The 19,179-nt window shown below is 42.2% G+C and carries 16 protein-coding genes and 3 pseudogenes; 18 read left to right on the top strand and 1 reads right to left on the bottom strand.

What is annotated here, in order from left to right; all coding sequences use genetic code 11:
- The first annotated feature begins 35 nt into the window (after positions 1-35).
- The 5 genes from ACGF49_RS02295 (at position 36) to ACGF49_RS02275 (ending at position 6,848) form a co-directional block, all read left to right on the top strand.
- Positions 36-1,685 (top strand): contractile injection system tape measure protein, encoded by a 1,650-nt coding sequence (locus ACGF49_RS02295; protein WP_387489412.1) that lies wholly within the window; start codon positions 36-38, stop codon positions 1,683-1,685.
- A gap of 9 nt (positions 1,686-1,694) precedes the next feature.
- The gene (locus ACGF49_RS02290) at positions 1,695-3,761 is read left to right on the top strand and encodes an ATP-binding protein (protein WP_262977793.1); all 2,067 of its coding nucleotides are present in this window, start codon (positions 1,695-1,697) and stop codon (positions 3,759-3,761) included.
- A gap of 24 nt (positions 3,762-3,785) precedes the next feature.
- Entirely contained in the window at positions 3,786-4,688 is a 903-nt protein-coding gene (locus ACGF49_RS02285; protein WP_113043160.1) for a DUF4255 domain-containing protein, read from the top strand.
- 65 nt (positions 4,689-4,753) lie between these two features.
- A complete protein-coding gene (locus tag ACGF49_RS02280) occupies positions 4,754-5,692 on the top strand; it encodes a hypothetical protein (protein WP_387489407.1) in 939 nt (312 codons plus the stop codon).
- A gap of 292 nt (positions 5,693-5,984) precedes the next feature.
- Positions 5,985-6,848, top strand: coding sequence for a cytotoxic necrotizing factor Rho-activating domain-containing protein (locus tag ACGF49_RS02275; RefSeq protein ID WP_158536579.1), 864 nt, complete (start codon positions 5,985-5,987; stop codon positions 6,846-6,848).
- On the opposite strand, the gene ACGF49_RS02270 is transcribed toward ACGF49_RS02275, so the two are convergent.
- Positions 6,843-7,025 carry a hypothetical protein gene (locus ACGF49_RS02270; protein WP_387489404.1) on the bottom strand — a complete coding sequence of 61 codons (183 nt, stop codon included), beginning with the start codon at positions 7,023-7,025 and terminating at the stop codon, positions 6,843-6,845. The genes ACGF49_RS02275 and ACGF49_RS02270 overlap by 6 nt on opposite strands.
- 121 nt (positions 7,026-7,146) lie before the next feature.
- On the opposite strand from ACGF49_RS02270, the gene ACGF49_RS02265 reads away from it, so the two are divergent.
- The 13 genes and pseudogenes from ACGF49_RS02265 to ACGF49_RS02205 all read left to right on the top strand — a co-directional run bounded on the left by ACGF49_RS02265 (position 7,147) and on the right by ACGF49_RS02205 (position 19,080).
- On the top strand, positions 7,147-7,425 hold the full coding sequence (locus ACGF49_RS02265; protein ID WP_387489401.1) for a DUF1778 domain-containing protein: 279 nt from the start codon (positions 7,147-7,149) through the stop codon (positions 7,423-7,425).
- Positions 7,426-7,878: 453 nt separating this feature from the next.
- Positions 7,879-8,328, top strand: coding sequence for a phage tail protein (locus ACGF49_RS02260; RefSeq protein WP_113043164.1), 450 nt, complete (start codon positions 7,879-7,881; stop codon positions 8,326-8,328).
- A pseudogene (locus ACGF49_RS02255) lies at positions 8,303-8,779 on the top strand (phage tail sheath family protein); the annotation flags it as partial. The gene ACGF49_RS02260 and the pseudogene ACGF49_RS02255, both read left to right, overlap by 26 nt.
- 63 nt (positions 8,780-8,842) lie before the next feature.
- Complete coding sequence (locus ACGF49_RS02250) at positions 8,843-10,018, top strand: phage tail sheath C-terminal domain-containing protein (RefSeq protein ID WP_113043165.1); 1,176 nt, start codon at positions 8,843-8,845, stop codon at positions 10,016-10,018.
- A 35-nt stretch (positions 10,019-10,053) separates the two neighbouring features.
- Positions 10,054-10,512 carry a phage tail protein gene (locus tag ACGF49_RS02245; protein ID WP_046975700.1) on the top strand — a complete coding sequence of 153 codons (459 nt, stop codon included), beginning with the start codon at positions 10,054-10,056 and terminating at the stop codon, positions 10,510-10,512.
- Complete coding sequence (locus tag ACGF49_RS02240) at positions 10,509-10,688, top strand: DUF5908 family protein (protein WP_113043166.1); 180 nt, start codon at positions 10,509-10,511, stop codon at positions 10,686-10,688. The genes ACGF49_RS02245 and ACGF49_RS02240 overlap by 4 nt, the downstream gene beginning before the upstream one ends.
- On the top strand, positions 10,675-11,358 hold the full coding sequence (locus ACGF49_RS02235) for a hypothetical protein (RefSeq protein WP_046975698.1): 684 nt from the start codon (positions 10,675-10,677) through the stop codon (positions 11,356-11,358). Before ACGF49_RS02240 ends, ACGF49_RS02235 begins: the two co-directional genes overlap by 14 nt.
- Positions 11,355-12,956, top strand: coding sequence for a phage baseplate assembly protein V (locus ACGF49_RS02230; RefSeq protein ID WP_113043167.1), 1,602 nt, complete (start codon positions 11,355-11,357; stop codon positions 12,954-12,956). The genes ACGF49_RS02235 and ACGF49_RS02230 overlap by 4 nt, the downstream gene beginning before the upstream one ends.
- 12 nt (positions 12,957-12,968) lie before the next feature.
- Positions 12,969-13,415 (top strand): GPW/gp25 family protein, encoded by a 447-nt coding sequence (locus ACGF49_RS02225; protein ID WP_113043168.1) that lies wholly within the window; start codon positions 12,969-12,971, stop codon positions 13,413-13,415.
- Positions 13,412-13,660 (top strand): annotated as a pseudogene (locus ACGF49_RS02220) (hypothetical protein); the annotation flags it as partial. The gene ACGF49_RS02225 and the pseudogene ACGF49_RS02220, both read left to right, overlap by 4 nt.
- A gap of 58 nt (positions 13,661-13,718) precedes the next feature.
- Positions 13,719-16,199 (top strand): annotated as a pseudogene (locus ACGF49_RS02215) (hypothetical protein); the annotation flags it as partial.
- A 2,155-nt stretch (positions 16,200-18,354) separates the two neighbouring features.
- Entirely contained in the window at positions 18,355-18,579 is a 225-nt protein-coding gene (locus ACGF49_RS02210; RefSeq protein ID WP_315901984.1) for a hypothetical protein, read from the top strand.
- A 165-nt stretch (positions 18,580-18,744) separates the two neighbouring features.
- Positions 18,745-19,080 (top strand): hypothetical protein, encoded by a 336-nt coding sequence (locus ACGF49_RS02205; RefSeq protein ID WP_387489394.1) that lies wholly within the window; start codon positions 18,745-18,747, stop codon positions 19,078-19,080.
- Positions 19,081-19,179: the final 99 nt, after the last annotated feature.

Below are 19,179 nucleotides of genomic sequence, written 5' to 3'. Positions count from 1 at the left end.
ACCTATTATTTACTCATTACCAAGGATATATTAATATGACTTCGGAGCCAAATCTGTTAAACCGGATTACCATTACTATTTCAGCTAATAATCAACAGCTAGCTAAAAAAGTATTGCATGGCTCCGTGCTTAATCAGGCCAATATAAATCAATTACTTAATTCATACTTTGATGAATATAACATTTATCAGGATATCTCTTTAGAGAAATTAACTCTGGACCTTGGTGAAATAAGTTTCCATGACTTTAATTCATTATTCCCTGCTCGCCTCAAGGTTGAGCTGAATAAAGCACTTAACCAATATCAGATAAACAACCATCAGGAAGAAACTCTACTGAATAAACCAACATTTAATAAATTTACCGATAATTCTTCCGCATTCTGCGATAATTATTTAATTGATGCGGAGAATTTCATTCATTTTTTATATCAACAAGATTACCAACCAAATACACTGGGGGCAATAACACATAATAAAGACATTAATATTAATAAACTTATTCATCAATTAACACAGATAGAGAACAAATGGATATTGCTATTGGCAAAAAGCTGCTTATCTGAACACGGTATACAACGGCTTTTAGCTATCAAACAACCCGCTTTATTCATTGCCATTAACCGTAGATTATCCGAAAAAGTAAACAAACCACAACATCAGGAGGAGCTTGCCTCCTCCGCACAACTAATACTCAATGCACTGGAATATCTACAGCGGCATAATATTCAGGAAATACCTAAACCCAATGCGAAAATCATTTCACGTATTACCACTGAACTTAATAACGGCGCACTTAATACCGCTCCTATTATTAAATTATTTCGCCAGACTATGACCGACAATAGTCCATTAAATAGTTGGCTAAAACAACTCTGGCAAACCATTTCTGTTTCACGGCTTTGCCAAAAACATCTGTCGGTTGAAGAATACCAATATCTATTGGAGTGCTTTATGCCAAGCCGCATAGATAAAAATACACCCGGTAAAAAATCAGCCACGAATAATGTTAATTTTTCAGACGTTCAGCAACATCAATCTCTGGTAAATCAGAAGGTCATGACCGAAGATCAGAAAATACTATCAACATCAGATAATACACATATTACAAGCAATAGCCGCAATCAACTTCAAACTATCAACAAGCCACAATCTGAATCGGTTTTATTACCAGAAAAAACCGTTCCATATCAAATCAGTAATGCCGGAATATTAATTCTCTGGCCGATGCTACCCGCGTTGTTTAATCAACTTGGTCTACTTGAGGGGGAAAAATTTATCCATCGACAAGCCCAATACCATGCTGCTAATTTCCTTGATTATCTGATTTGGGAAACCGAAGAAACATCGATAGAACGTAATAGACTCAATAACGTTCTATGTGGATTAACGGCTGATGAAAACAGTGAATCAATCTTGCTTGAACCAGAAAAACAATTAATCACCTCGCAATGGCTGGATACCATTATTGCTCAACTTCCCGGCTGGAAAAAATTAAGCGGCAATGATGTCCGCCAATTATTCTTACAACGACCGGGTGAATTATTAGCAAATGAGCAAGAAATTAAAATCACCATCCAGCAACAGCCATTTGATGCATTGCTGACTGAATGGCCGTGGCCATTAAATATCGCCAAACTTCCCTGGCTGGATCACTCTTTATTAATCGACTGGCAAAATATTTAACAGGTTTATATGAATTCTCTACTTAAAAACAACCATTACATGGCAACAGAATTACGCTGGATTTATCCCCATCTGGAACGTATTGATCTACGATTACAATATTACTATTACCAACATGGAGAAAAATACGATTATTTACCGGAGAATTTTCTCCTTACCGAAGATGAATTAAACCAGCGGCTGGCAAAACCACAAAGCATTCCTCATTGGGTCACCAAACAGGATGATATTATTAATTTCCCTGAAATCGACGAAAACCCCAATGCATTATCACAATTAGTTGAACGTTTTGAACTCACTGAATTTGAACGAGATGTTTTATTATTAGGTTTATTACCCCATTTCGATAGCCGTTATCATGCGTTATTTGCGGCTCTGCACGGTAACAGTAGAAAACAGTGGCCTAGCTTTGACTTAGCCATTGAATTATTTAACCAACGCCAAAGTGATCGGCCATTACGACAAAATAGCTTTCTACCGCAAACACCATTAATCAGTCATCAACTATTACGGCTTAATAACCACGAAGAATCTATTTGGTTACAAACTCAATTTCTAACTCACAGTGCTGTCTGGCATTTCTTATCAGGCCAACGGGTTATTTTACCCCCCCTGACAACTTGTGCTTATTGGCATTCTCCTGCCTCACACTGTTGGTATCCACAATCCCTTTACTCTTCACTTGAAAAGATATTATTAAATAAAACCGATGAACTACGCCCGCTAGTCATACTCAGAGGAAAACAAGATAGCGCCAGAGAATTGGCGGTAAGCAATATCATGGCATTTCATGATATCAGTACATTAACTCTAGACTTAGCTCAACTGCCGGAAGAAAATAACCCTAACTTGCTGATAGATGCTGTACGGGAAGCACGATTACATAATGGCTGTTTATTAATTCGCAACTTTTCTTTGCTAAAAGATGAAAAGAAAATATTGCATAGCGAATTCTCCACTTTATTGAATCAGCCCAAATTACGCGTGGTTTGTCTGGCAGAACCACAAGATTCATTAGTGTGGATTAAACACTTACCAATAGTGCAAATTAATATGCCAGCCCTGACTCTGGCAGATAAAAAAACCATGCTGGAAGCCAATTTATCGGATAATATCGCCCAGAAAATAAATATTACTCAATTATGCCAACGTTTTTCATTTACCGCAGAAACATTACCGCAAATCCTTAAAGAAGCGAATCAATACCAAATACTCCGACAACCGGAAGGCCAATTGGAAGAAATCGATCTGCGTAAAGCATTAAGTTTCCGTGCTCAACAGAATTTCGGTAAATTAGCGCAACGAATAACCCCCAAACGCAGCTTTAATGATTTAGTCATTTCAGACACATTAGCGCAACAATTAAAAGAGATTATTGCCGCCATTCATTACCGCGACCAAATTCTGGCTACCGGATTTCAGGAAAAAATCGGTTATGGCACCGGTATTAGCACACTATTTTATGGAGAATCAGGTACCGGCAAAACCATGGCCGCCGAAGTGATTGCCGGGCATCTTGGCGTTGATTTGATTAAAGTGGATCTCTCTACCGTGGTGAATAAATATATCGGTGAAACGGAAAAAAATATCTCCCGTATTTTCGATCTGGCCGAAGCAGATTCCGGCGTGCTATTTTTCGATGAAGCGGATGCGCTATTTGGCAAACGCAGTGAAACCAAAGATGCTCAAGACCGACATGCTAATATTGAAGTTTCTTACTTATTACAGCGATTGGAAAATTATCCGGGATTAGTGATTTTAGCCACCAATAATCGTAGCCATTTAGACAGCGCCTTTAATCGCCGTTTTACCTTTATTACCCGTTTTGCTTATCCTGATGAAACATTACGTAAAAAAATGTGGCAAGTCATTTGGCCGGAAAAAATTAAATTATCCGATACCATTGATTTTACCCATTTGGCTAAACGAGCTGATTTAACCGGGGCTAATATCAGAAATATTGCGCTATTAGCATCAATGTTAGCGAAAAATGACCACTGTGAACAGATCGAAAATAAACATATAAATCGAGCCGTTACACTCGAACTCAATAAAACTGGCCGATTGGTTTTTTAAACATTTAACAAAATTGGAATAAACATGACAACCCTAATTGCTTCTGACAATGCGATTATTGAAGTAAATAATGTATTAAATACTGTTTTATCCCAGTATCTAAATATCAATGGCAATAAAATTGATATCCGCTTTGATCTACCCGAAATTAATTCTATTCAATCGGAACCGACGGTCAGTGTATTTCTTTATGACATCAATGAAGATTTACAATTACGTTCTGCCGAACCAAGACGTTATAACCCAATGACCAGCACATTATTACCGGGTTGGGTCAATATCAATTGTAACTATTTAATTACTTACTGGGATGCCAGTAAACCATCAAGCGACAGTTCAAACCCGGATAGCCAACCCAATAATCAAGCGGCGCAAGTGATGACTCGTGTTCTAAATGCATTAATTAACAACCGTCAATTAACCGGCATTCCCGGTGCCTATACTCGAATTATTCCCCAACAGGAGAATTTAAATAGCTTGGGTAATTTCTGGCAAGCTCTCGGTAATCGCCCTCGCCTATCTCTAATGTATTCCATTACCGTACCGATGAAACTGCAAAATATTAAAGACAATATTACACCAATTAACCACATTTCCGCTTCTGTAGATCAAAAACCCAACCTAAATAATTCACAAATCAACCAAGCTCTGGTAGATAAATTATGTGCCGATTTAGGTGGTACAGAAGATGCTCGTCTTGCTTTGGCTAAAGTTAATCTGATTACTGAATTCGCTACAGTCAATAATGAAAGTCAGGAAAACAAAAATATAACACTTGCTGTTTCAGGCATTACCTATTCAAATTATTTACCACAAATAAAAGATATTCTTTCAAAATGGCAAAATAGCCAGAGTACTGTTATTGAAATAAATGGCGTCGGTATTATTATCTCCAAAGAAAATTCTGAAAAATTAATTGGTATTTAATTTTATTTCCATTCAATCATATGATAATAAAATAAATCCCTCACCAAAAACTAACAGGTAATAATATGCCAAACAGCAAATATAGTGAAAAAGTTAACCATTCAGGAAACAGATCGAAAAAATATTCGACACATTCTAACCAATATAATATGAATAGTTGCACATTGGGATTAGGATTAGATTTACCGTTAAAGAAAAAATTAAGAACAGGGAATGAACGAAATATAAAAGGCGCACAACCTTTTATTCCATCCCCCGCGAAACAAAAACAATATAGCGCCAATTCCATAGCAATGTCTGATATATTAAGTGAAAGCGCACTGACTTCACAACCGATTATTACCGATTTAATTAATCCGCAAAAAATAAAAATGTCAGAAGGAGTAAAAGATATTTTAAATAACAAAGAAGGAGGCGGAGATCTGGTGTTCAAGGCACTACAAATTAAACCATCGGATGAAACTCTGCCATTCAACGCATTAAAAATTGTCGATACCTATCAAGAAGAAATGCCGGATAAAGAGATGTCTATTTCAGCTTATTGGGCACCACAAGGAGGATATGTTGATATCCCGGTACAACCCAATCTCAGTCGCCATCCACAATATGTATTTACCCCAAATTTCAGTGGATGTTCATTTGTGGTCGATAAAATGAATAAAGATACTCTCCGGGTTCGGCACGTACAAGGTGGTCAAGAAGACGTTGAATATAATAATCAAAATATTGATCACGGGATGGGTATGATTACGGCAATGGAATTCCGCGATTATGGATATCACGAAGCTGATGGCAAAGTTATGGAAAATACCTATGGTTTTGCATTCTTAAAATTTAATCCAGAGGAAAAACAATGGCAACTTCACTATCAGAAAATAACCGCAGCCCCTAATATCATAAATATAAAAACTAAATCTAGTTGGTTGCCATTCAATAAGCCCTCAATTGAAGCAAACACCTTTACCTCCAAAGATATGAAAGTCTCTGGGTATTATTGGTGGTAAAAATAAGACAAATCTGAAAATAGATCTCAATTAAATACCTACTCTTCAAATTTATGATTAAATACATATACCCTATGGATTTCAAACTCATAGCATCAGATCATCTGAATAATTATTTTCAGATAAATCTTAAACGTAGCAAATTTAATTAATTATACCCTATGGATTTCAAGATGCATCGCGACGGCAAGGGAGTGAATCCCCGGGAGCATAGGTAACTATGTGACCGGAGTGAGCGAGTGCAGCCAACAAAGAGGCAACTTGAAAGATGACGGGTATAGAGGACTTATCAATGTTCAAACACTCTACCGAAGACAGCAAACTTAATAAAGGGCATATTTCCCCGCTAAAGAACAAGGGATTATTAGTGGGTAGCGATAATGTCCCAATCGACATACCGGTGATAGCGCATCGTTATGACAGCCATCAGCAGTTTACTCAGGCGAGACCTTGGGAAAATAGTGACTCTGGTCAGGAGAATCCTTTTCATGATGTTATTATGGGATTTCGTGGTGACCAAGTAACCTCTTCAGAATCGGGGTCAGGAACAATAGGAAAGCATTGGGGAAAAAATAGATTAGGCCGCAATATTACCGGCATTAATGTGGTCAATGGCGCATCGGGAACTGTGGGAATAAAAATTGCCTTGCGAGATATTCGGCCTGGGTATCCGGTCATTGTCACGTCCGGGGCATTAAGCGGTTGTACTATGGTGTATGCCGTGAAGGATAATTATTTCTTTGCCTATCATACGGGCCAAAAACCGGGTGATGATGAATGGAAAACCGGCCAAGATGGCGTTGTTACTACCGGTCAGAGTCACAAAGCCCTTTTATCGGATGGCAAACCGATTGCGGTTAACCAACAAAATAACGATTTAGTGAATATTTTTGCAGAGTATGATCAGAGCGTTATTACCTATATGGGAAAACAGGCGGTTGTGATTGATAATACCGCAGAAAATGTCAGTGTTTTTAACTACGATGAAATCAAGCCGGGAAGACCGGTTATTCGAGTCGGCTATAGCTATGCACTACTGGCTAATGATAACGGCAAGGTGAACGTCAAAGTATTATCGGAGGATGCTATCGTTTCACCTGGTAAAGACGGTAATAGTATTGAGGTTATCAATTCACTCAAAAAACGGTTGTTATAGTCTGCCAGACGTGACATTCACCTGGAATATGCGGAGTCTGATCAATAGCCGTCGCAGTTGTGCTAAAAACATTTGTATTTGACACTCATCATGTACACTTTGAAAGTGTACTGATGTTATATACCCGTCATCTTTCAAGTTGCCTCTTTGTTGGCTGCACTCGCTCACCCCGGTCACATAGTTATCTATGCTCCCGGGGATTCACTCCCTTGCCGCCGCGATGCATCTTGAAATCCATAGGATATATACCCACATCTAATGTACTATTTTAATGCGTACAAAATGGAGAACTTCAATCATGCCTCAAATCCCAGTAGAAACCAATGACCGTATATCGTTGCGTATTGCCTCTGAAGAAAAATCACTGTTGATGCGTGCAGCAGCCATACAACACACCAATCTGACCGAATTTGTGATCCGCAACGTCGTCTCGGCAGCGCGGAAGATTATCGATGAGAACGAACAGCTTGAACTGACAGAGAAAGACAGTTTATATGTACTGGACCTTTTGGATAATCCACCGGCTCCCAACAATAAGCTCATGGCTGTTGCCTTTGCTTTGCCGGAACTGCCATGACGTTACATAGCGTCAATTGTACCAAAATGAAATAGTGATATACCCTATGGATTTGAAGTATTAATCCAGATTAAAGTTACGGGCGTTTTTATTTCCCTGTTTATAGAAATCAATCAAGATATGCTGATGCATAAAATTATCAAAACCTGCTATATCAATTAACAATCTTTATTATTATTAATTGATAATCGCACTTGGAAATTCCGTATCTATAATTATTTCGTTTCACGAGAGGTGATTTAAATAATCGTCAAATAACTACCTAGCACATTGAGGCTATTTTACTTGGCCTTTTTGTAATGAAGAGAAATAGGCTTTAAATTATTTTATATAAAAAATAACCTCTCTAAATCAGGTTGTTGCGGTAGCTATACCCAATCGTTAGGTACTAAGGAAAACAAAATAATAGACGTTTTCCTTATATTTCAAATGTAAACAATCAAGGAAAAAATCATGGCTATAACTCCAGAACAAATTACTGTTGACTATCCCATTCCTGCTTATCGGTTTGTTGTCTCTATTGGTGATGAGAAGATCCCTTTTAACAACGTTTCCGGGCTCGATATTTCTCATGACGTCATCGAATATAAAGATGGTACCGGTAATTACTATAAAATGCCGGGCCAACGTCAATCGATCAATATTACCCTGCGTAAAGGAGTCTTCTCCGGCGACACTAAGCTTTTTGACTGGATTAATTCTATTCAACTTAATCAAGTTGAGAAAAAAGATATCGCCATTAGCCTGACCAACGAAGCCGGCACCGAAATTCTAATGACCTGGAATGTGACAAATGCCTTCCCAACGTCATTCACCTCCCCTTCTTTTGACGCCACCAGCAATGATATTGCCATTCAAGAAATCGCGCTGGTCGCGGATCGAGTCACCATTCAAGCACCTTAATAGATCGACAATAACGACCTATCCCGGCGTTTATATTGAAGAAGATGCGTCACTATCGCTCTCTATCAGCCACGGGAACACCGCAATACCTGTTTTTATTGGCCGCTTCCAGCCTAAAAAAACCAGCGCAACACCAAAAGCGATACGTGTTAGTAGCTGGCTGGATTTTACCAATCTGTTTAATGTCGGTTGTATTACGTCAATCGCCATCACATCGACCAAACCAACGCCACCGCCTCCCACTCCGCCTTCCGGGAAAGTTGTGGGCGATACAACAGTTGTTGCTACAACCAATATCGCTCTTAACGCGGGTGATACAAGCTCCGGTTACAATTACGCTGTAGCTGTCGGTACCTACACAACAAGTAGTGATGCGGTAAAACTTTATTTTCAAAATGGCGGTGGACCTTGTTATATCCTGCCGGTTGCGAATCCCCAAGATACTGCCACTTCCAGTAATCGTACTGAGACGCGGTTAAACACCGCGTCTATTCAGTCGTTAAGGAGACGATAAATGGAGATAACACAGCCGAGCGTCACCGTCACAGAAAACCTGATATCCCCAAAGCAAGATGACACGTTTATCGGTATACCGGTTTTTATTGGTTATACCTTATCGATGGTCAATAAAACGGCTATCAAACTTAACAGTCTGGCCGATTTTGCCCGGTCATTTCCTGAGTCAGGATTAATGTACTATTCCGTGCGCCATTTCTTTGAAAACGGCGGTCAACAAGCTTATGTGCTGTCACTGGGTACCGAAAAACAATTGAGCGATTTTCCGTCATTGATCACCGCTCTGCAACAAGCGTGGCTGACACAAACGATTTCCGCAGAAAACGACATTACCCTGATTATCACCCCGGATGTTATCCGCTTTAATCAGACAGATATTTCCTATACTCAAAGAGATCTCTGGTTACAATTTTGGCAATCGGTACTCAATCTTTGCAAGAGCCGACGCGGTATCATCGGGTTATTGGATGCCCCGGACAACCCCACATTAGCCGCTGAATGTTTAAAACAGTTTTCTTCCGCAGATCAACAATGGGGTGCCGTATACTGGCCGCGACTAAAAAGCGCCTATCAGGATAATGCGCAAAATCCTATCGTACTTTCACCGACCGCCGCAGTGGCTGCCGTCATCCAGCGCAACGATAATCAACAAGGCGTATGGACCGCTCCGGCCAACATCGCGTTAGCCAAAGTGATTAGCCCGGTACGCGCTTATATTGAAGCGAATGCATTCTTTAACCCGGATGGCGCCTCGTTGAATCTGGTCCGCAGTTTTCCCGGCAAAGGCATCAGGATCTGGGGATGCCGAACTTTGGACAACACCCCCGGTTCCCTCTGGCGTTATATCCAGATCCGTCGTCTGGTTTCTTATATCGAAACCCATATGACTCAACTCGGCCGGGCTTTCGTTTTTGAACCCAATAACGCCATCACCTGGATGAAGTTTAAAGGGCAAGCCTATAACTGGCTGCGCCAGTTATGGTTAAACGGCGGGCTACGAGGAACCCAAGAAGATCAAGCGTTCAAGGTGTTATTGGGTGTGGGTGAATCAATGAGTGAAGCCGATATACAGGCCGGAAAAATGATCATCAAAATCAGCCTTGCGGTCTTAATTCCAGCAGAATTTATTGAGCTAAACCTGACATTCGATACCTATATCGGTATCACCCGCTAAGTTAAACAGAGGCAAAAGTTAAACAGAGGCAAAATATGAACAACCTCTACACCCCGGCAGTGTCGCACCGTTTTATCGCCAGTTTTCTTTTTAACAACATTCCCAGCCCGCTGGATATCGCCTTTCAACGGATATCGGGCCTGAGCCGTGAGTTGCAAACTAGCCAACACAGCCAGGGCGGGGAAAACGCCAGAAATACCTGGCTGGCCGAAAAAATCCAACATGGCAGTCTGATGTTAGAGCGTGGCGTGATGACAGTGACCCCCCTCACATTGGTGTTTGATCGTGTCCTGCGTGGCGAAAAAGCGGTCTATGCCGATGTCGTGATTATGTTACTGAATGAAAATTCATTACCCGTGGCAAGTTGGACATTAAGCAACGCGCTACCGGTGCGCTGGTCCACCGGCGACTTTGACGCCAATAGCAACGCCGTTTTGGTGAATTCACTTGAGTTGCGTTATCAAGATATGCGCTGGTTAGGAGTGAAAATATGACCGTCGAAATTAAGCAGCTGATTATTCAGGCCAAAGTCACTGATCCCGAGCGTAATCCCATCACGCCGCCGTCATTAGCCCAAGAGACGCTGGATAACGCCCGCCTGATCGAGATAGTCAAACGGGAAGTGTTAGAGGCGTTGCGTGAAACAGGAGGCTATCATGAGCTTAATTGAACGCAGCCTGTCCAAACTCACCCTGACCGCCTTTAAAGACCGGGAGGGGAAAATCTCCGTAGGCAGCTTACAGGCGATGTATAACCCTGATGGGATTCAGCTCGATTATCAAACCCGCTACCAACAGGATGCAAGCGTTAACAATACCAGCCAAAGCAGCCGCTATGTACTATCACAACCCGCCGGTTTGACGTTAGTCCTGCTATTTGACGCCACTATGCCGGGCAACACTATCCCGGTAGAAACCCAACTCGCAACCCTGAAAGCCCTGTGTACGGTGGATGCCAGCACCAACGTGCCCCACTTCCTCAAAATCAAATGGGGCAAAATGCGTTGGGAAAACAAAGGTTATTTCGCTTGCCGGGCCAGTGATCTCACCATCAATTACACCCTGTTTGATCGGGACGCCACTCCGCTGCGAGCCAGCGCGACTTTATCGCTGATCGCGGATGAAAGCTTTGTTATTCAAGCCACTGAACAGCAGTTAAAATCACCGCCGATCACCGCAGTCAGCGTGACCGATATGCTCTCTCTGCCGTTAATCGCCTTAGGCGCCGGGGCTTCTCTGGCAGGCGGCATTGATTACCTCACCCTCGCCTGGCAAAACAATCTGGATAATCTTGATGATTTCACCCCCGGGCAAACGCTACAGGCACAGGGGGACGCATGAAGATACCGGTGATAGAGGTTAAAATAGCGGGAAAAACACTCAGCCAATTTTCTGTCATTAGTCTGACCGTAAACCACCAAATCAACGGTATCCCCACAGCCAATATCACGCTTAGCGTAGCCGGTGACGCCAACGCGATTTTTGCCACCAAAGCGCAAGCTGAACTCACAAGCTGTCGGCCCAATCAAGAACTGATCGTGCAACTGCAAAAAACCGTGTTGTTTAAGGGGATCATTGTTCGGCAAGCGCTTAAGTTCAAAGGTCAGGACAGTCTGGTTACCCTAATAGCGAAACATCCACTGCAAAAACTCACTGACAATTTCCATTCACAGCTATTCAGCCAACAAAGTGACGAAGCCATTATCAGAAAACTATTCAGTCAGGCGGGTATACCGGTCACGATAAAACAGGCACCTCAGCTTAAAACTGAACATGAGCAGATGGTCCAGTTTCGCTGCCATGACTGGAAATTCTTAAAAAACCGGCTGGCCGCTACCAATATCTGGTTATTACCCGGTAACGAGACGGTCACGCTGACGACGCCAGAATCACTTAATCAATCAACCATGCACACCATTAAACAACGTGCCAGCGATCAAGACACTGTGCTGTTTGAGGCAGATCTGCAATGGGATAACCGGCACAGCCCCAAAACGGTGAGCGTACAATCCTGGGATATCGCACAACAAAAACTGTCTCAAGCCACTCAGGCAAAAAACAGTCGGCTTGGCAGTGGTCAACTCGCGCCAGACAGTCTGGCAACCTTAACTGATCAGACATGGCAATGGGTTTTTAGCTATCCGCAAGATAATGAACAAGCCAAATACCTTGCTCAAGGCATGATGAATAACCTACGCAGTCATAACGTCTCCGGCAATGTTGAAGTTGCAGGGAATAGCCGCTATCAACCGGGGGATGTTCTGACGTTAAGCGGCTTTGGTCAGGCAATGGATGGTAAAAGCGTTATCACCGGCGTCAGTCAGACCATCAATCAGCGGCAAGGCTGGCGCACCCGGTTAACTCTGGGCCTGTTGCCGGAAACAGAACCGCCTGTTCCGCAGGTTAAAGAACTACATGTGGGGATTGTGGAAAAATACCAACAAGACAAGCAGTCACTGGACAGAATTCCGGTCAGGATACCGGCGTTAAACTTAACCAACAGCGTACTTTTTGCCCGACTGGGTAAACCTTATGCCAGTCATGAAAGCGGGTTCTGTTTCTACCCGGAACCGGGGGATGAGGTGATTATCGGTTTCTTTGAATGCGATCCCCGCTTCCCGGTGATATTAGGCGCTATGCACAACCCGAAAAATAAAACACCAATAGAACCCAGTGAAAAAAATCCAATAAAAACCCTGATCATTAAACAAGGGGATAATCAACAAGCATTAGTGTTCAATCATCAAGATAAAATCGCCGCCCTTAATAGCGGAAAACATGCGTTATCACTGCAACAGGATAAAGATATTACGATAAATTCAGCGAAGAATATTATCACCAAAGCTCAGGAAATTAACCTACAGGCTGAAAAATCCCTGTCAGCCACTGGAAAGTCCGGCGTCGATATTAAAGGTGCGAAAATTAACTTAACACAATAATAGGACAGCGAAATGACAAACAACATATTAGCCGATATTTATGGCCGGGGTTGGGCTTTTCCGCCACAGTTTTTTATTAAAGATAATACGCATCCAGAAATACCTACCGGAGTCCAAATGGCATCAGGTGCAGAGAATGTTCGCCAAAGCATGAAAATTCTTTTTCTCACTGAACCCGGTGAACGCATTATGCGTGAAGATTACGGTTGTGGCCTGAATGATTATCTGTTTGCCAATATTAATGATGCACTGATAGCAGAAATCCAAACTCGAATTGAAGAACGGGTACTGCGCTATGAACCGCGCGCGCAAATCACGATGATTCAGGTAAATCAAAGAACAGACTTACCCAATACCCTGCATGTTCAGGTGACTTACGCCCTGAGAGGCAGCGAAATCAACCAACAAATTGATGGCATCCTTGAGGTTAGCGAAGGCCAGGTGTGGGTGAACCTATGAGTAAACAATGTGTGGTGGATGGCGACAATCTGCTATTTGAACCGTTATTCGGCAACCGGCAAGTCACCCTTCTGGGACCGGCAACCATTAGAGGCAGTGGGCACGCCCAGATCCAAGGCAAAAAGATCGCCATTGTGGGTGACGAAAAAAAGGTCCAATTTCAAGCGCAATATATTACTCCGAGCCACCCAATACCCGGTATGGGAATGGTCACCATTGCTCAATTGGATGCCAGCCAATATATCGTCAGTGTCGGATAAATAACCTTTTCAACCTTATTTTTAAATAACAGGTGGTATAAATATGGGACAAGCCGAGTTAGATAATAAACTCTCCGCTATCGTGCCAAATACTGCTTTTAAACTTGATGAAAGAAGTACGCTGGATATTTTAAACTGGCTTAAAAAATACGCCGCCATCATTCCTTTCGATCAAGATAAAAAACAGTTCTGGGACAGTTTTTACTTTATTCAGGCAAATAATCCTCAGCAATTAGCTTGTATTTACCAACAAGTTAATCAAGCCAATGGCCTTTTACCGCCACATCAGGCGTTTATATTGGCTTTTTTAAAACTATTAGAAACAACCAAACGCTTATTAAACACTTTCCCAGCGCGACACCGTGATCTTTATTATCGAGAATTACTGGGACTAAACCCCAAAAACGCCCAAGCGGATAGCGTTGCCATCAGCGTTAGCCTGAATACGGATAACGCAGAATTTCTGGTAGCACAAGGCACGCTGTTTGATGCCGGGCAAGATAGCGCCGGTAATTCGTTACAGTATGCGTCAGACGCGGATTTATTGGCGAATCAAGGAGCACTGACCGACCTGCGTTGGTACCGAAAAGATAAGGATGGCTGGCAATCGGCAATCCCCTTTAGCCTTTCGGATAACATGGCATTACCCGAAAACGGCATTCAACTTTTTAGCCCAACAGCCAATGATGTGGCGGTGCTATCCGGTTATCTGATTACTTCATCTTTATTTGCTATGTCCGCTGGAGAACGTCACATCACATTGACGCTGGAAAACGATTGGGCAGGTCAAGCTGAACATCTCACCGCTAAAATCAGTGCAGAAGATCACTGGTTATCGTTGTCGGTAAAACTTATCGACAAAAAGAATATTGAACTGGGATTATCATCCACGGCTGATCCTATCAGCCCGCCAGATAACCTTGATGGTATGACATTCGACGTGCCGGTATTAAAATTAGGCACAACTCAGCAACCCACACTGCCCAAAATTACCGGCGTTGAAATCAAGATTAACGGTAACCGCAGTGTGCGCTATGCTTCCGATGGCGGAACTGAACAAACAGATAAAACCAGTTTCCCCTTCGGACAATTTCCCTCGTTGGGTTCCGGCTTTAATCTGATCGCCCCTGAATGGTACGGTTCTGAAAACGCGACGCTTACCCTGACGCCACAATGGGTTGGTTTACCCACAATGAATTTTAAAGCGTGGTATAAAGGGTACACCCCTGAACCTGATAATAGCGCGTTTAAAGTCCAAGGCTATTTAGTCACGTCTCAGGAAAGAAAGAAGCTCACTGGCACCCCATCATTATTTGGCGGAACCGATGCACCTCAAAGGCAAAGCCTGAGTTTTACCTTACCGGCAATGGACTATTCCGTTACTGATAGCCCATCCCCCAATGACTGGCCTGCGTCAGTGCGCATAGAATTGACTGAACAAGATTTTATGCACACCCAATACTGGAAAGATCCGACCGGTAAAAATTTACCCTACACCCCACAAATCAGTGCGTTGCAAATCATATTCAGCGCTAAAGTAAAAACTGAGCAATACACCGTTTATCCCCTGACGCCTTTTGGTTGGGGAAACCCAAACGCAGAACTCCCTTCATTCGCCAATGACACACTCTATTTGGGCTTCACCAACGTGTTACCGGGACAAACCTTATCCCTATACTGGCAATTGGTCGGTACTCAAGAACTGACGCTATCTTGGTCTTATCTGAATCAACAAAACATCTGGCAACCATTAAATCAACTGGTTCATGATCAAACTCATAATCTGTTTGACCGGGGGATATGGAGTACATTATTGCCACAGGATGCATCAAATCAAGCAGCCTTGATGCCGGCAGGACGATACTGGCTGAAAACAGAGATAACTCAGCAGACCGCCCCTCAAGATTACCCAAGAATGCAAGGCATACTGTACAACGCCACCACCGCCACATTAATCAACCCGGCAGGCATTGAAAATGATCACTTTATCAATGGCTTGGTTGCCGACAGTATCAAGCAGACAGTCAGCACATCCGCCGCCATTAGCCGTGTGACGCAACCTTGGGCTTCCTGGAATGGGCGTCCGAAAGAAACAGAACCCGCGTTTCTCACACGAATTCCACCTCGGTTGTCCCATCGTAACCGTGCTTTAAGTTGGAATAACATTGTCACGCTACTGAAAGAGAATTTTACGAGTATATTTGATGTCAAATACCCTTCCGCCAATGAATTAACCAAAATCCCGGCCCCGGAAACGCAACAACTGATTGTGATCCCTGACAGTCGTTACAAAGACAACGATGATGCACTGCGCCCGATCCTGAACCCGGCCCGACTGGCAGAAATGGTCCACTGGATAAGTCAACTCAGCAGTCCCTGGACCACCCTCAAAATCGACAACCCCACCTATGTTGACGTGCTGATCAGCTATCAACTGGTGTTTGTCACAGGGGTTAATCCTGACTATGGCCGTCATCAGTTACAGCAGGAACTCAGCCGAAAATATATGCCGTGGGCAGAAGATTATCGCCGCGCCTTACTGGATTTGCACAGTAGCGATAACAATAACGACAACAATGCAGATTATTTTTTCTTTAACGATGTACAGCTAGTTCGTGAGCCTGAAAGCGAACGCTATGAATACTGGTATAACAAACAGAAACGTGAATATAGTTTTATTAAAACGCCAGATAGCCAACAATTAACGCTGAGAGGCAATTACTGGCTTTATCTACTTCCTAGTCGGGAAACTGAGATCAATAAGACATTAGTGCAGCAAAGTCTGACGGCTTTCTTAAAAAACAACCGTAATCTGGGGGAATCCGTCAGTAAAATTATCTGGCTACAACCCACGGATTTCTTATTGCAGCTTAATATTGAGCTGGATGATGATGTGAGAGATATTGATGACATCTTCGCCAAAGTCTATATGACAACCGCACAGACGGTACTGGCAACACCATTACGTTATACCACTCAAGCCATGAAAGAATCAGGCTACAGCAATGAAGAAATATTCGCGGGACCTTATTTACATCACGGCTGGATACCTGAATTACCCGCAGCCAAAGATTACACCAAGCCGACAGAATTAAAGCTCAGCCATTTGGCTAATCGTTTATTGGCTATCCCGGGGATACAAAGTATTACCCGATTAGCATTAGGCCAACACGATGAAAACATTTCTCCGCTGGTGGACGATAATTGGTCCTGGACAATCACTCAAGGATATTATCCCAGGCTATGGGGTAACGATCCCTTAAGCTTAATTTCCTCACCAGCAAGCCCACTCATTATTACCGCCAAAGGTGGAGTAAAAGTCGCTGTTTCTAAACAAGATATAGCGAGCAAAATTATTGCTGAGCCATTGATTGAGACACAAGCCGAATTATTAAACTGGGGCAAACATCGTAAAGTTTTGGATTACTATCCAGTCAGCAATAAATTACCCGCCTGCTATGGATTACAGACCTACGCCGAGACTCAACAGCAAGTACACTTGCACCAATTTATGTTGCCGTTTGAACAGATGCTGGCTAACGGCTGCGCCGAACTCGACCTTTTACCGAAATTACTAGCCTTTAAACAACGGGGAAATGCAATATACGGTATACAATGGCCTTTTAAAGCCAATACTGTCGGTCAGAAAGTCCATCAGGAAATCATGCCTGATATAATCAAACAACTAAATGATGACTCCCAAATTATTATTAATAATGGTAACGGTATCCATCCACAAAATTATGCAAAAGAATTATCAATCCTGAATGACTTATTGGAATATTTTGGTACCCATCGCGCGGCCAGACCACTCACTCTGGATTCATTGGATTTTCTCTCTACTCAGCGCGGTTATTTGGCTCAACAACCTGAATTGACCTACCAGCGTAATAATATTCGTATTGATAAAGTGTCAGCGCTGCAAAAACGAATTGCCGCCCGTATTGGCTTAGGTGGAGAGTGTTTTAAAGACAACCCCAACTTGGCTAATTTGCCTTTCTATCTGATTGAACATCGTCAGCTATTACCGGTAAAACCTGACAAAAAATTCGATAGTGAGCAAAAGCCCGATAATCTGGCAATAAACAGTGAAACCAATGCTAAAAATCATCAATTAGTCATTACCCAGAAAGGAACGGCAGGCCAATTATTGCATGGTCAAGTGATTAATCTAATTATTATTGAGGGCGACAGAAAATTCACATTACGGGGCCAAATGATCACCGATATTACAGGAGACGCCTTCTCGCTTGACACCCGTAATAGCACTGATCTAGAGCGTAATTTAGACCGTGTGAAAACCACGTTTGAACAAGGTAATTTACGCTGGTGTAATAGCCCGGTATGGATGGAAGATATGGATTATCAACTGGTTTATGCCAGTGAGACATATCAAACGGGAACAGAAGATGAACGCTGGATCACCTCCAGCACCCAAAGTCCCTTCCCTGCTATGATCGAAGAACATGATGAAATCACCCTGAAATATGTCATTACCCCCGATAGGCCGCCGACAACAATATTAGCTAACAGTGATTCTCCCGCCGGTTATGAACTTAAAGCACAGGTAGTGAAGTTCGATAGTATTCAAGGCCGAATATTACTTAAAAAAATATCCGGCCAACAATATGATTTCCCGAAACCAGAAGATGCATGGCGCTATCGTTGGTATTTTTCCAATGAAAAATACGCGTTGGCAGAACAATGGCGCTCCCTTGGGTGATGAAGCCTATAATATTTTAGAAACCTTAACGTTAGGACGTCTACCTTCAACGGCAACGGGTACAGGTAATATGCGCATTGCCACCGAACAGCAGCGCAAAGAGGTTATTGGCGACTCTGGAACTGAATGGAACGAAAAGGTAATAGAAGATAATCAGTTACTATATGTACCAAAAATTTAAATTAATACTACATTTGAGTAAACATAATAGCAAAAATAGATTAGTTGAATAATATCGATTTCAGAGTTAAATAAAATATTCTCCCTGATTGCCATTTCATTATACGGCAATATTGACAGGATATTTAAAACAGAATAATTCAATATTATATACAAGGTCATTAAAATGGAAAAAAAACATAATCTGTCTACTTCGCAATCCAATACAGAAAATACCAATCCTAAATCAATAGGACCTTCAGCAGATGAACTAAAAAATCGTTTTAAAGAAGGCAGTATTCCCCTACAAACCGATTATTCAGACCTGATTGATATTGCTGATATCGGTCGCCGGGCAGTAGGCAAAGCACCGGATCAGACGGACAATCCAAATTCAGGGCTAGAACTGGATAATAATCATGGATTATCAGTGAAAACTAACCCTACCGGCGGTATTTCCGTTGATTCGAGTGGCATAGCTGTTAAATGTTGGCCGAGCGGTGGTATTACAGGGAACCTCTAAAAACTCTCAATACAAAAAATAAGATCAATTTTGCACTCACCAATAAATGACCTTATTGTGTATGACTTTTTCTTGCTTTTTCAGGGGAAAAAATAAACT

The organism is Photorhabdus sp. RM96S, assembly GCF_042879335.1.
Classification (GTDB): domain Bacteria; phylum Pseudomonadota; class Gammaproteobacteria; order Enterobacterales; family Enterobacteriaceae; genus Photorhabdus; species Photorhabdus kayaii.
This window is presented reverse-complemented; position numbering and strand designations above follow the sequence as displayed.

Bases quoted from the DNA above. Each gene is read 5' to 3' on its own strand.
- ACGF49_RS02295 (WP_387489412.1), top strand. From the start codon at position 36: ATGACTTCGGAGCCAAATCTGTTAAACCGGATTACCATTACTATTTCA.
- ACGF49_RS02290 (WP_262977793.1), top strand. From the start codon at position 1,695: ATGAATTCTCTACTTAAAAACAACCATTACATGGCAACAGAATTACGC.
- ACGF49_RS02285 (WP_113043160.1), top strand. From the start codon at position 3,786: ATGACAACCCTAATTGCTTCTGACAATGCGATTATTGAAGTAAATAAT.
- ACGF49_RS02280 (WP_387489407.1), top strand. From the start codon at position 4,754: ATGCCAAACAGCAAATATAGTGAAAAAGTTAACCATTCAGGAAACAGA.
- ACGF49_RS02275 (WP_158536579.1), top strand. From the start codon at position 5,985: ATGTTCAAACACTCTACCGAAGACAGCAAACTTAATAAAGGGCATATT.
- ACGF49_RS02265 (WP_387489401.1), top strand. From the start codon at position 7,147: ATGCCTCAAATCCCAGTAGAAACCAATGACCGTATATCGTTGCGTATT.
- ACGF49_RS02260 (WP_113043164.1), top strand. From the start codon at position 7,879: ATGGCTATAACTCCAGAACAAATTACTGTTGACTATCCCATTCCTGCT.
- ACGF49_RS02250 (WP_113043165.1), top strand. From the start codon at position 8,843: ATGGAGATAACACAGCCGAGCGTCACCGTCACAGAAAACCTGATATCC.
- ACGF49_RS02245 (WP_046975700.1), top strand. From the start codon at position 10,054: ATGAACAACCTCTACACCCCGGCAGTGTCGCACCGTTTTATCGCCAGT.
- ACGF49_RS02240 (WP_113043166.1), top strand. From the start codon at position 10,509: ATGACCGTCGAAATTAAGCAGCTGATTATTCAGGCCAAAGTCACTGAT.
- ACGF49_RS02235 (WP_046975698.1), top strand. From the start codon at position 10,675: ATGAGCTTAATTGAACGCAGCCTGTCCAAACTCACCCTGACCGCCTTT.
- ACGF49_RS02230 (WP_113043167.1), top strand. From the start codon at position 11,355: ATGAAGATACCGGTGATAGAGGTTAAAATAGCGGGAAAAACACTCAGC.
- ACGF49_RS02225 (WP_113043168.1), top strand. From the start codon at position 12,969: ATGACAAACAACATATTAGCCGATATTTATGGCCGGGGTTGGGCTTTT.
- ACGF49_RS02210 (WP_315901984.1), top strand. From the start codon at position 18,355: ATGAAAAATACGCGTTGGCAGAACAATGGCGCTCCCTTGGGTGATGAA.
- ACGF49_RS02205 (WP_387489394.1), top strand. From the start codon at position 18,745: ATGGAAAAAAAACATAATCTGTCTACTTCGCAATCCAATACAGAAAAT.